The organism is Streptomyces sp. NPDC126510 (assembly GCF_040302345.1).
Taxonomy (GTDB): Bacteria; Actinomycetota; Actinomycetes; order Streptomycetales; family Streptomycetaceae; genus Streptomyces.
This window is the reverse complement of sequence record NZ_JBEORR010000007.1, coordinates 138,252-150,669: the sequence shown is the minus strand read 5'-3', so window position 1 is coordinate 150,669 and position 12,418 is coordinate 138,252. Positions and strand designations below refer to the sequence as shown.

Below are 12,418 nucleotides of genomic sequence, written 5' to 3'. Positions count from 1 at the left end.
TGCCTGCCTCGAGGGTCTTCAGAGCGCGTCGGGGCCGCGCTCGCCGGTCCGGACCCGTACGGCCGTGTCGACCGGGATCGACCAGACCTTGCCGTCACCGATCTTGCCGGTGCGGGCCGCCTTGACCACGACGTCGATCAGCTGCTCGGCGTCGTCGTCCTCGACCAGGACCTCGATGCGGATCTTGGGGACCAGGTCGACGGTGTACTCGGCGCCCCGGTAGACCTCGGTGTGGCCCCGCTGACGACCGTAGCCGCTGGCCTCGGTGACCGTCAGACCGTGTACGCCGAAGGCCTGCAGGGCCTCCTTGATCTCGTCGAGCCGGTGCGGCTTGACGACGGCGGTGATGAGCTTCATGCGTCCACCTTCTTGCTCGCGGCTGCGGCGACGGGGGCCGTGACGGCCGTCTTGGCGGCACCGCCACCGGCGCCGCTGAAGTCGTATGCGGTCTCGGCGTGCTCGGCCTGGTCGATGCCGGCCACCTCGTCGTCCTCGGTGACCCGCATGCCCATGGTCTTGTCGAGGATGAAGGCGAGGACCGCGGAGACGATCAGGGAGTAGGCGAGGACCGCGAAGACACCGGCGCACTGCTTCCAGAACTGGGTCAGGCCGCCGCCGTAGAAGAGGCCCTCGGCGGTGGACTGGCCCTTGCCGCTGGCGAAGAAGCCGATCAGCAGGGAGCCGAGGACACCGCCGACCAGGTGGACACCGACGACGTCGAGGGAGTCGTCGTAGCCGAACCTGTACTTCAGGCCGACCGCCATGGCGCACAGCACACCGGCGATGGCACCGACGGCGATCGCGCCGAGCGGGGTGACCGCGCCACCGGACGGGGTGATGGCGACCAGGCCCGCGACCGCGCCGGAGGCGGCGCCCAGCGTGGTGAACGCGCCGTGGCGGATCTTCTCGTAGATGAGCCAGGCCAGCATGGCGGCGGCGGTGGCGATCTGCGTGTTGACGAACATCAGCGCGCCGACGCCGTCGTCGTTGCCGAGCCAGGAGCCGGCGTTGAAGCCGAACCAGCCGAACCACAGCAGACCGGCGCCGAGCATGACCAGCGGCAGGCTGTGCGGGCGCATCGGGTCCCTCTTGAAACCGACGCGCTTGCCGATGACGAGGATCACGCCGAGCGCCGCGGCACCCGCGTTGATGTGGACCGCCGTACCACCGGCGAAGTCGATCACGCCCAGCTCGAAGGCCCAGCCGCCGGCGCCCCAGACCCAGTGCGCGACCGGGAAGTAGACGATCGTGGCCCACAGGGCGATGAACAGCGCCCAGGCGCTGAACTTCACGCGGTCCGCGAGGGCGCCGCTGATCAGGGCGGGGGTGATGATCGCGAACATCAGCTGGAAGACCATGAACACGAACACCGGGATGGTGTAGCCGGGCCACAGCTCCGTCAGGCCGATCTTGTCGAGGCCGAGCCAGTCGGAGTTCCAGCCGATGAGGCTTCCGGAGTCGGTGCCGAACGCCATGGAGAAGCCGTACAGCACCCACAGGATGGTGACGATCCCGAGGCTGATGAAGCTCATCATCAGCATGTTCAGGGTGCTCTTGACGCGGACCATGCCTCCGTAGAAGAAGGCCAGGCCCGGCGTCATGAGCATCACCAGGGCGGAACAGATGAGCATGAACCCTGTGTTCGCGGCAGACAGCTTGGGCGCTTCTGCGGCAAGGGTGATGGCTGGTGCCATCGGCGTCTCCTCGTCATTGGTACGGCCCCGTGCGGGCGAAGCCTCGAGCGGAATGAGGGGTGGGCCGGTTATGCGCCACGAGATTGACGCAGCGCGGTTTCGGTCGAAGCCCCTCGTTGTTTCGCGGCCGTGACGAAGGCGGGTTCTGTGTTACGCGTCGATGAACTGCCGGATTGCGGGCGAGCCGATCGTTATCGTGGCGCAACCTTCGGCTTTCAGGCAGCCGTGGGCGCACAGACCGGCCGCGGTCGGCCTTCCGATGACCTGGCATGGGGGAGCCGAGTCGGGCGGTTCGGGAGGGCCGGCCGCGGCCGGGGTTCAGGAGGTCGGACGGCTTTTCAGACCGCCTCGGCGGTCTCGGGCAGTTCCGCCGCGAGCCGCTCGGTGAGGTCGACGACCTCGCCGAGGTCGCCGAATTCGCGGGCGGCGGTGTCGACCGTCTTCCGGATCCGGGTGTTGACGCGCTCGGAGCGGACCTTCTTGGCGACCTGCATGGCCTCGGTGGCGAAGACCGCGCTCCGCTCGGGCTCACGCTGGAGGAGGTGCACCGTGGCCATGCCGATCAGGTTCAGTGCGTACGACCGCTGGTGCTCGCCGTCCTCGGCGAAGAGCTTCACGGCCTGGTTCATCAGGGGCTCGGCCAGCGAGGCGTATGCGGGGCTGCGGCCGGCGACGTAGGCCAGGTCGCGGTAGGAGTGGGAGTTCTCGCCGTGCAGCTCGGCCTCGGAGAAGAAGCGGATCCAGTCGGGGTCGGGCTCGTCCCACTCGTCGGCGTCGGAGAAGGTGTCCTCGGCCATGCGCACCGCACGCTTGCACTTGCCGGGCTGCCCCATGTTGGCGTAAGCGCGGGCCTCCATCGCATACAGCATCGACTGGGTGCGCGGACCGGCGCAGTCGCGGCTGCCGTACTGCGCGAGGTGGATCAGCTCCAGCGCGTCCTCGGGCCGGCCGAGGTGGATCATCTGGCGGCTCATGCTGGACAGCACGTACGAGCCGAGCGGCCGGTCACCGGCCTCCTTTGCGGCGTGCAGCGCGAGGACGAAGTACTTCTGCGCGGTCGGCTGGAGCCCGATGTCGTACGACATCCAGCCGGCCAGCTCGGCCAGTTCGGCGGCGACCTTGAACAGGCGCCGGGTGGTCGACTCCGGCTGGGGCTCCTGGAGGAGGTCCGTCACCTCGTGCAGCTGTCCGACGACCGCCTTGCGGCGCAGGCCCCCGCCGCACTGGGCGTCCCACTGCCGGAACATCACCGTCGTGGACTCCAGGAGGTCCAGCTCCGGCTTGGAGAGCCGGCCGCGGGCGCGCCCGGAGCCGCCCGTGGGCCCGGGCTCGGAGCGCGGGGCCGGGGGCGAGGGGACGAGCCAGCGCTGCATGGGCTCGATGAGGGCCGGGCCCGCAGAGAGGGCCAGCGAGCTCCCGAGGAAGCCGCGCCGCGCCAGCATGAGGTCGCTGCGCGAGAACTCGCTGAGCAGGGCCACGGTCTGCGGGCCCGTCCAGGGCAGGTCGACGCCGGTCGCGGAGGGTGACTGGCGCGCGGTGCGCAGGCCCAGGTCCTCGACGGAGACGACGACGCCGAAGCGTTCGGAGAACAGCTCGGACAGGATTCTGGGGATCGGCTCGCGGGGGTTCTCGCCGTCGAGCCAGCGGCGCACCCGCGAGGTGTCCGTGGAGATGTGATTGGCGCCCAACTGCCGTGCCCTGCGGTTGACCTGGCGGGCGAGTTCACCCTTGGACCAGCCGCTGCGTACGAACCAGGAGGTGAGCAGCTCGTTGGGGCGCTTGTCAGCGTGCGTCGCGCTCGCAGCGTTCGTTCCGCTTCCGCCGTTGCCGCTCACTGGAACGCCCCCATCCCTGAGACCACTTGCCGCCGAGTGCGCCAAGCCCTATCAGCATGCCGGTTCATACGGCCGTCCGTCCGTCCCTTGTCACCCTTCGAACGGAATGACGACTTGCCTCCGGCATACCCACGAGCGCATGTGCCCCCAGGGCTCGTGCACACAAAGTAATCCTACGATCACCCGTCCAGCCACGGCTCACACGGAAACGCCACCATTCGCCACCCCATCGTATGAACTCACGTACGCCTGGGCGCGATTCACTTGACACAGCACAACCAGGAGTGGGTGCAGCGATGCACTCGGGGGCGCGCGCCGCGGGGCACGCCACCCCGGACACATCCGGGCGCCGAGTGAGCGGGCCACCGCCGGGAAGGCGGAAACAGAGCGTCACACACCGCGTCCGCTGCGTAACCGCCGGGCGCCGGACCCGTTGGAGGGGGCATGGGCTTCACGATCGGCATCAACCGTGGCATGCGCGACATCCGGTCCGGCTCACGCCGCCGCCGCACGTCGGACTGCACGGCCGTGGCCGAGTACACCGGGCTGTGGGGCTGGGACGTGGTGCCGGGCGCCCGGGCCTCGGCGGGTGCCTGCTCCTGCGGTCGCGGCGACTGCCCCGCACCGGGCGCGCACCCGCTCGATTTCGCGCCGCCGCTACCGGCCGGCGCGACACTGGACGCCGTGACCGAGACGTGGGGCGAGTTCCCCGGCGCCTCGGTGATGCTGCCGGTCGGCCGGGCGTTCGACGTCATCGAGGTGGCCGAGCCCGCCGGCTGCCGCGCGCTGGCCCGGCTGGAGCGCATGGGCCTGCCCGTCGGCCCGGTCGCGGCGACCCCGGACGGCCGCGCCCACTTCTTCGTCGCCCCCGGCGCCGCCGCAGATCTGCCCGGACTGCTCTACCGCATGGGCTGGGACGACCCGGGCTCCCTCGACCTGTGCGGCCTGGGCCCGGGCGCGTTCATCACGGCACCGCCCTCCGACCGCGGCGGCCTGGGCCCGGTCCGCTGGCTGCGCTCCCCCGCCCTGGACTCGGCGTCCAGGCCGCCGGAGGCCCGCCTGATGCTGGGCACCCTGGCCTACGTGGCGCACCGCTCACGGGCGTAGGCGCGGGCAAGGACACAGAGCGAAGCGCCCGGCCCCGACTGCACCTCGGGGGCGGGCGCTTCTCGCGCAGGTACGGTTCTTCGCAGGTCGTGCCGCGGCTGGTGCCGAGCTCACTCCCCGATAAGGGCGTCAACGAACGCCTCCGGCTCGAACGGCGCCAGGTCGTCCGCGCCCTCGCCGAGCCCGATGAGCTTGACCGGGACGCCCAGCTCGCGCTGGACCGCGACCACGATGCCGCCCTTGGCCGTGCCGTCGAGCTTGGTGAGCACGATGCCGGTGATGTCGACGACCTCGGAGAAGACCCGGGCCTGGACCAGGCCGTTCTGGCCGGTGGTGGCGTCCAGGACGAGCAGCACCTCGTCGACCGGGGCCTGCTTCTCCACGACTCGCTTGACCTTGCCGAGCTCGTCCATGAGTCCGGTCTTGGTGTGCAGGCGGCCGGCGGTGTCGATGAGCACGACGTTCGCACCCATCTCCTTGCCCTCCTTGACCGCGTCGAAGGCCACGGAGGCGGGGTCGCCGGCCTCCGGTCCGCGCACGGTGTGGGCGCCGACGCGCTCGCCCCAGGTCTGGAGCTGATCGGCGGCGGCGGCACGGAAGGTGTCGGCGGCGCCGAGCACGACGCTCTGGCCGTCGGCCACCAGGACGCGGGCGAGCTTGCCGGTGGTGGTGGTCTTGCCGGTGCCGTTGACGCCGACGACCATGACGATGCCCGGCTTGCGGTCCTCCGGCTCGGTCTTGACCGCGCGGTCCATGTCACGGCCGACCAGCGTGAGCAGTTCCTCGCGGAGCAGGGTGCGCAGTTCCTCGGGGGTGCGGGTGCCGAGCACCTTCACCCGCTCGCGCAGCCGCTCGACCAGTTCCTGGGTGGGCTGCACACCGACGTCCGCGGTGAGCAGCGTGTCCTCGATCTCCTCCCAGGTGTCCTCGTCGAGGTGCTCGCGCGACAGCAGGGTGAGCAGCCCCTTGCCGAGGGCGTTCTGCGAGCGGGAGAGCCGGGTCCGCAGCCGGACCAGGCGGCCGGCGGTGGGTTCCGGGATCTCGATCTCGGGAGCTTCGGCGGGCGGCTCCTCGACTACGACCGGAGCCGAGCCGTCCGGGAGATCCACCTCCTCGATGGTGCGCCGCGGTTCCTCCCGCGGCGTCTCGGCCTCGTCGCCGACATGCGGCTCGGCCGGTGGGGCGGTGATGTCGGGCGCTGCGGGCGGGGGCGGGGGCAGCTGCTTCTTGCGCCGGCTGCCGACGATGAGCCCGCCGAGCGCGCCGATCACGACCACGGCGATGACTACAGCAAGGATGACGATGTCCATAACGGGTCCAGTATCAGTCATGGGCCCCCGGGTCACCCCGCTCGCACCGCCCCGCCGGGCCGGGCGCCGCCGGATCTCCACACCCCTGGATGTCTGACGCTTCGTCAGCTAACGTCCCCCGGACACCCGCCCGGCGGAGGGAGACGCCCCCATGCCCGTCACGGTCGCACGCTTCAACCTCGTCGCTCCCGGGGCGACGCCCGCCGAGCTCGGTGCCCGCTACCGGGCGGCCCTGGAGATGGCTGGGTACGCCGACGACCGGGGTGTGAGCACCGTGCAGACGGAGGAGCACCACGGGGCGGACAACAACTGGCTGCCGTCGCCGTTCGCCTTCGCGGGGGCCGTCTTCGGGGCGACCCGGCGTGTCGCGGTGACCGTCTCGGCGATCATCGGCCCCCTGCACGATCCGCTGCGGCTGGCCGAGGAGATCGCCGTGCTGGATCTGCTGAGCGGTGGCCGGCTGGTGACGGTCGCCGGGATCGGGTACCGGCCTCAGGAGTACGAGCAGTTCGGGGTGGACTTCGCCCGGCGCGGGAAACTGCAGGACGAGCTGCTGGAGACACTGCTGGCGGCCTGGACGGGCGAGCCCTTCTCCTACCGGGGGCGCACGGTCCGTGTCACCCCGCGCCCCTGCACCGAACCGCACCCGCTGCTCCTGGTCGGCGGCTCGTCCCGGGCGGCAGCCCGCCGCGCCGCCCGGTTCGGTCTGCCGTTCTTCCCCAGCGCGCATCTGCCGGAGCTGGAGACGTACTACAAGGAGCTGCTGGTCGAGTACGGCACCGAGGGCTGGGTGATGATGCCCGCCGCCGAGACGCCCCTGCTGCACGTGGCGGAGGATCCGGACCGGGCCTGGGCGCGGTACGGGCGGCACTTCCTGCACGAGGCCCGGACGTACGCCTCCTGGCAGCCGGGCGGGATGCGCTCGGCGGTGAAGTCGGCCGCGGAGACGGTCGAGGAACTGCGCGCGGAGGGCGTGTACCGGATCCTCACCCCGGAGGCGTGTGTGGCGCTGGGGCTGGAGTCGTATGTCCTGCATCCGCTGGCGGGCGGGATGCCGGTGGAGGAGGGGTGGCGGAGCCTGCAGCTGTTCTGCGAGCGGGTGCTGCCCCGGCTGGCCGGGTGACGACAGACCGCCGCCCCGGCTCGGGCAGTGGCCGAACCGGGGCGGCGGCGGGTTACGGGGAGAGGGGCAGCGGGGACTTGGCCCTTCTCCCCGAGTCGCGGGACGGGTCTAGCCCATCTCCTCCAGGGCCTTGCCCTTCGTCTCCTTGACGAACTTCAGGACGAACGGGATCGAGAGCGCGGCGAACGCGGTGTAGATCACGTAGGTCACGGAGAGGTTCCAGTCGGCCAGCGAGGGGAAGCTCGCGGTGATGGCCCAGTTGGCGATCCACTGCGCGGCGGCGGCCACACCCAGGGCGGCGGCGCGGATCCGGTTGGGGAACATCTCGCCGAGCATGACCCAGACGACCACACCCCAGGACAGGGCGAAGAAGAGGACGAAGACGTGCGCGGCGATCAGGGCGATCCAGCCCTGCGTGGCCGGCAGCTTGCCGTCGACGAGGTGGTGGGAGAACGCCCAGGCCTCCAGCGCCAGGCCGACGACCATGCCGACCGAGCCGATGATCGCGAGGGGTCGGCGGCCGATGCGGTCGACGAAGATCATCGCGATGACGGTGCCGAGGATGTTGATGATCGACGTGGTGAAGGAGTAGAAGAACGAGTCGGCGGGGTCGACGCCGACCGACTGCCACAGCGTCGCGGAGTAGTAGAACGCCACGTTGATGCCGACGAACTGCTGGAAGACCGACAGGCCGATGCCGATCCAGACGATCGGCTTGAAGAAGAAGCCGCCGCCGAGCAGGTCCTTGAAGCTCGACTTGTGCTCGCTCTTCATGGCGCCCTCGATCTCGGCGACACGGGCGTTCAGGTCGACGTCCTTGCCCTCGACCTCGGTGAGGATCTCCCGGGCGCGCTCGTGCTTGCCCACGGAGATGAGGAAGCGCGGGGACTCGGGGATGGCGAAGGAGAGCAGGCCGTAGAGGACGGCCGGGACGACCATGACGCCGAGCATGACCTGCCAGGCCTCCAGGCCCATCAGCTTGCCGCGCTGGTCACCGCCGGCGGCGTTCAGCAGACCCCAGTTGACCAGCTGTGACACGGCGATGCCGATGACGATCGCGGCCTGCTGGAAGGAGCCGAGCCGGCCGCGGTAGGCGGGCGGGGCGACCTCGGCGATGTAGGCCGGGCCGATCACGGAGGCCATGCCGATGGCGAAGCCGCCGACGACACGCCAGAAGGCGAGGTCCCACAGCGCGAAGGGCAGCGCGGAGCCGACGGCGCTGACGGTGAAGAGGGCCGCCGCGATCTGCATGCACCGGATGCGGCCGATGCGGTCGGCTATGCGGCCGGCGGTCGCGGCGCCGACGGCGCAGCCGATGAGGGCGATGGCGATGACCTGGGCGAGGGCCGCTGAGCCGACGTCGTAGCGGTCACGGATGGCCTCGACGGCGCCGTTGATCACGGAGCTGTCGTAGCCGAAGAGGAAACCGCCCATCGCGGCCGCCGCCGCGATGAAGATGACGTGCCCGAGATGATCGGGGTGAGCCGTCCTGGCTCCTGACTTGGGTGCCTGCGCTGTGCTGGTCACGTGTACTCCTCGGGCCACCGGCAACGCTGCCGGAGGGGATCAGCCCTTCGAGGTGCCACCTGAGGTACCTGAAGGTAAAAGGAACGTTGCCGAGACTATGCCTTCAAGTTTCGAAGTCAATAGGTCGTGACCTGTGAATCTGAGGCAGGGATGTGTCGGCTATGTGTTCAAGTGTTGAAGCCGCAGGACTCACGCAGGTGAGACTGGTGCAGAGGGCACCTATTTAACGGAGGCGCTGGCTGATGACCTTCGACACACCGTCGCCCTGCATGGAGACGCCGTAGAGCGCGTCGGCGACCTCCATGGTGCGCTTCTGGTGGGTGATCACGATCAGCTGGGACGCTTCCTGGAGCTCCTGCATGATCCGGATGAGCCGCTGGAGGTTGGTGTCGTCGAGAGCGGCCTCGACCTCGTCCATGACGTAGAACGGGCTGGGCCGCGCCTTGAAGATCGACACGAGCATCGCCACCGCGGTCAGCGACCGCTCCCCGCCGGAGAGCAGCGACAGCCTCTTGACCTTCTTGCCCGGCGGACGCGCCTCGACGTCCACGCCCGTGGTGAGCATGTTGTCGGGGTCGGTCAGGATCAGCCGCCCCTCACCACCGGGGAACAGCCGGCTGAAGACGCCCTCGAACTCCCGGGCCGTGTCGCGATAGGCCTCCGTGAAGACCTGCTCGACGCGCTCGTCGACCTCCTTCACCACCTGCAGGAGATCCGCCCGCGTCTTCTTCAGGTCCTCGAGCTGCTCGCTGAGGAACTGGTGGCGTTCCTCCAGTGCCGCGAACTCCTCCAAGGCGAGCGGGTTCACCTTGCCGAGCTGCTGGTAGGCCCGCTCGGCGGCCTTGAGGCGCTTCTCCTGCTCGGCCCGGACAAACGTCCTGGGCCGGTTGCGCGGGTGCTCCGGGTCCTCCGGCAGCTCCTCCCCCTCGGCGGGGGGCGAGGGCGGCACGAGCTGGTGCGGTCCGTACTCCGCCACCAGTCCGGCCGGTTCGACACCCAGCTCCTCCAGCGCCTTGGTCTCCAGCTGCTCGATGCGCAGCCGCTTCTCGGCGCCGAGTACCTCGCCGCGGTGGACCGAATCCGTCAACTTGTCGAGCTCGCCCTTGAGATCACGCCCCTCGGTGCGGGCGCGGGCGAGTTCCTGCTCACGGCGGGCCTTGGCGGCCTCGGCGGCGATGCGCTCCTCGTCGGCGCGGGCCAGGGAGACCTCGACGTGCATGAGCAGCTGCCGGGCACCCGCGCCGACTGCCTCGGCGACGGCCGCCTCGTGCCGCAGCCGGGCCCGCCGCTGCTCGGCACGCGCGCGCGCCTCGCGTTCCGCGCGGGCGGCCCGGTCGAGGGATTCGGCCCGTCCGGCCAGTCCCTTGACCCGTTCCTCGTGCGTACGGGCCTGGAGACGGGCCTCCATCTCGGTCTGGCGTGCGTTGGCACCGTCGGCGGCGAGCCGGTCCCGAGCGGAGGTGTCGGGCTCCTCCTCGATCGGCATCTCCTCGGCGACGGCCAGCCGTTCGGCGAGTTCCTCGACCTCCTGGAGCGCCTTGTCCAGGGCGTCCTGCGCACGGGCCGCCGCGGCGGCGGACCGCTCGGCCTCACCCGCCGCGCCTCGCGCCTGCCCGGCGAGGCGGCCGAGCTGCTGGGCGACGGCCGACTTCTCCCGGTCGCCGGCCCGGCGCCGCTCCCCCAGCTCCTCGACCAGGGCGGCCGCTTCCTTGCGCCGCTCGACCGCCGCGTGCTGCGTCTCGGTGAGCGCCTCGCAGCGGACGGCCAGCTCCTCCAGCTCCGCCGCGGCCTCGTCGACGGACGCCTGCACCTCCAGGAGGCTGGGGGCGCCGGCGGAGCCGCCGTGGGCGAAGTGGGCGCCCAGGAGGTCACCATCGGCGGTGACCGCGGTGAGGTGGGGGTGGCTGTAGACGAGGTCTTCGGCGTCTTCGAGGGTGTTGACGACGACGATGCCGTGGAGCAGCCGGCGGACGGCCGGCATGAGGTCGGAGGGCCCGCGGACCAGGTCTGCCGCGTAGGTGTGTCGTGCGTCTGCCGGTCCGTCGTGGCCGGTCGCGCAGTTCCCCGCGCCCCCAGGGCGATGATCCCCGGCCAGGAGATGATCTCCGGCCAGGAGCAGGGTGGCCCGGCCTCCGTCCTGCTTGCGCAGCATGCGGATGGCCTCGGCAGCCGCGGACGGGGACGTCACGGCCAGGGCGTCGGCGGCGGCCCCGAACGCCGCGGCCAGAGCGACCTCGTGGCCCGGGGTCACCGTCAGGAGTTCCGCCGCCGGGCCGAGCAGGCCGGAGAGGCGGTCCTTCGCCGCGAGCAGTGTCCCGGTGCCGTCCTTGCGCCGCAGGCCGAGGGCCAGGGCCTCGTGGCGGGCCTGGGTGGCGGCGCGTTTGCGCTCCGCCGCCGTGGCCTCCTCGCGGGCCGCCGTGAGGGCGGTCTCCGCCTCGGTCAGCTGCCGCTTCGCCGCCTCGTGCTGCTCGGAGAGTTCCGCGTCGCCGGCGTCGAGACCGTCGACCTCGGCCTTGAGGGCCTCGTACTCCTCCTGGGCTGCGACAGCACGTTCCTGCGCCTCGTCGCGGGCGGCGGCCAGGCGTTCGATCTCGGCCTGGGCGGAGGCCGCGCGGGAGCGGGCGGCGTTGACCTGGCCGCTGAGGCGGGCCAGGCCCTCACGCCGGTCGGCGATGGCGCGGGCGGCGTCCTTCAGGCGCCGCTCCTCCTCGGTGAGCGCGCGCTCCAGCTCGGCGCGGTGGGCGACCGTGTCCTCCAGCGCGCGTTCGGCCGCCTCCAGGGCCGCCTCCAGCTCGGCCTCCTGCTCACGGATCCGGGCGGCCTCGCGCTCCATGTCCTCCGGGTCGCGGCCACGCCGCTCCTCGGGGGGCGCCGAGGTGGCGCTCTTCACCCGCGCGTCGGCCAGTGAGATCGTGCCGCGCACACGCTCGGCGAGCTGGGAGAGCTCGTACCAGGTCTGCTGGGCGCGCTGGAGGCGCGGGGCGAGCCGGCGGACCTCGTCCTCCAGAAGGGCCTCACGCTGGAGCGCCTTGCGCAGCTCCTGCTCGGCGGACTCCTTGCGCTCCTTCAGCGCGGCCTCGTCGGCGACCTCGGCCTTGAGGGCCTCCCGGAGCCGCACGAGGTCGTCGGCCAGGAGACGCAGACGGGCGTCGCGCAGATCTGCCTGGATGACGGCGGCCCTGCGGGCGACGGCGGCCTGGCGGCCGAGCGGCTTGAGCTGGCGCCGCAGCTCGTCGGTGAGGTCCTGCACGCGTGCGAGGTTGGCCTGCATCGCGTCCAGCTTGCGCAGCGCCTTCTCCTTGCGCTTGCGGTGCTTGAGGACGCCCGCGGCCTCCTCGATGAAGGCGCGTCGGCCCATGGGGTCGGCGTGCAGCACGGAGTCGAGCTGGCCCTGCCCGACGATCACGTGCATCTCGCGGCCGATGCCGGAGTCGGAGAGGAGGTCCTGGATGTCGAGGAGGCGGCAGGTGTCGCCGTTGATCTGGTACTCGCTGCCGCCGTTGCGGAACATGATCCGCGTGATGGTGACCTCGGCGTACTCGATGGGCAGGGCCCCGTCGGAGTTGTCGATGGTCAGGGACACCTCGGCGCGGCCCAGCGGCGGGCGGCCGGTGGTGCCGGCGAAGATGACGTCCTCCATCTTGCCGCCGCGCAGCGACTTGGCGCCCTGCTCGCCCATGACCCAGCTGAGCGCGTCGACGACGTTGGACTTGCCCGAGCCGTTCGGTCCGACGACGCACGTGATCCCCGGCTCGAACCGAAGGGTGGTCGCCGAGGCGAACGACTTGAACCCGCGGAGGGTCAGGGCCTTGAGGTGCACGC

The 12,418-nt window shown here is 71.2% G+C and carries 8 protein-coding genes; 2 read left to right on the top strand and 6 right to left on the bottom strand.

Annotated features, from left to right (window positions below; genetic code table 11):
* Positions 1 to 18: 18 nt before the first annotated feature.
* The 3 genes from ABTX60_RS11710 to nsdA form a co-directional block, all read right to left on the bottom strand.
* Complete coding sequence (locus ABTX60_RS11710) at positions 19 to 357, bottom strand: P-II family nitrogen regulator (RefSeq protein ID WP_003993253.1); 339 nt, start codon at positions 355 to 357, stop codon at positions 19 to 21.
* On the bottom strand, positions 354 to 1,694 hold the full coding sequence (locus tag ABTX60_RS11705; RefSeq protein WP_352096899.1) for an ammonium transporter: 1,341 nt from the start codon (positions 1,692 to 1,694) through the stop codon (positions 354 to 356). Before ABTX60_RS11705 ends, ABTX60_RS11710 begins: the two co-directional genes overlap by 4 nt.
* Before the next feature lie 338 nt (positions 1,695 to 2,032).
* On the bottom strand, positions 2,033 to 3,529 hold the full coding sequence (nsdA, locus tag ABTX60_RS11700) for a transcriptional repressor NsdA (protein WP_352096898.1): 1,497 nt from the start codon (positions 3,527 to 3,529) through the stop codon (positions 2,033 to 2,035).
* 444 nt (positions 3,530 to 3,973) lie between these two features.
* On the opposite strand from nsdA, the gene ABTX60_RS11695 reads away from it, so the two are divergent.
* Positions 3,974 to 4,636: a bifunctional DNA primase/polymerase gene (locus ABTX60_RS11695; protein WP_352096897.1), complete on the top strand. Its 663-nt coding sequence runs from the start codon at positions 3,974 to 3,976 to the stop codon at positions 4,634 to 4,636.
* A gap of 110 nt (positions 4,637 to 4,746) precedes the next feature.
* Here ABTX60_RS11695 and ftsY read toward each other — a convergent pair whose 3' ends face one another.
* Complete coding sequence (ftsY, locus tag ABTX60_RS11690) at positions 4,747 to 5,946, bottom strand: signal recognition particle-docking protein FtsY (RefSeq protein ID WP_352096896.1); 1,200 nt, start codon at positions 5,944 to 5,946, stop codon at positions 4,747 to 4,749.
* 151 nt (positions 5,947 to 6,097) lie between these two features.
* Between ftsY and ABTX60_RS11685 the strand changes: the two genes are divergently transcribed.
* Positions 6,098 to 7,069: an LLM class flavin-dependent oxidoreductase gene (locus ABTX60_RS11685; RefSeq protein WP_352096895.1), complete on the top strand. Its 972-nt coding sequence runs from the start codon at positions 6,098 to 6,100 to the stop codon at positions 7,067 to 7,069.
* 108 nt (positions 7,070 to 7,177) lie between these two features.
* On the opposite strand, the gene ABTX60_RS11680 is transcribed toward ABTX60_RS11685, so the two are convergent.
* Positions 7,178 to 8,596, bottom strand: coding sequence for a sugar porter family MFS transporter (locus ABTX60_RS11680; protein WP_352096894.1), 1,419 nt, complete (start codon positions 8,594 to 8,596; stop codon positions 7,178 to 7,180).
* A 223-nt stretch (positions 8,597 to 8,819) separates the two neighbouring features.
* Positions 8,820 to 12,416, bottom strand: a complete 3,597-nt coding sequence (gene smc, locus ABTX60_RS11675) for a chromosome segregation protein SMC (RefSeq protein WP_352096893.1) — start codon at positions 12,414 to 12,416, stop codon at positions 8,820 to 8,822.
* Positions 12,417 to 12,418: the final 2 nt, after the last annotated feature.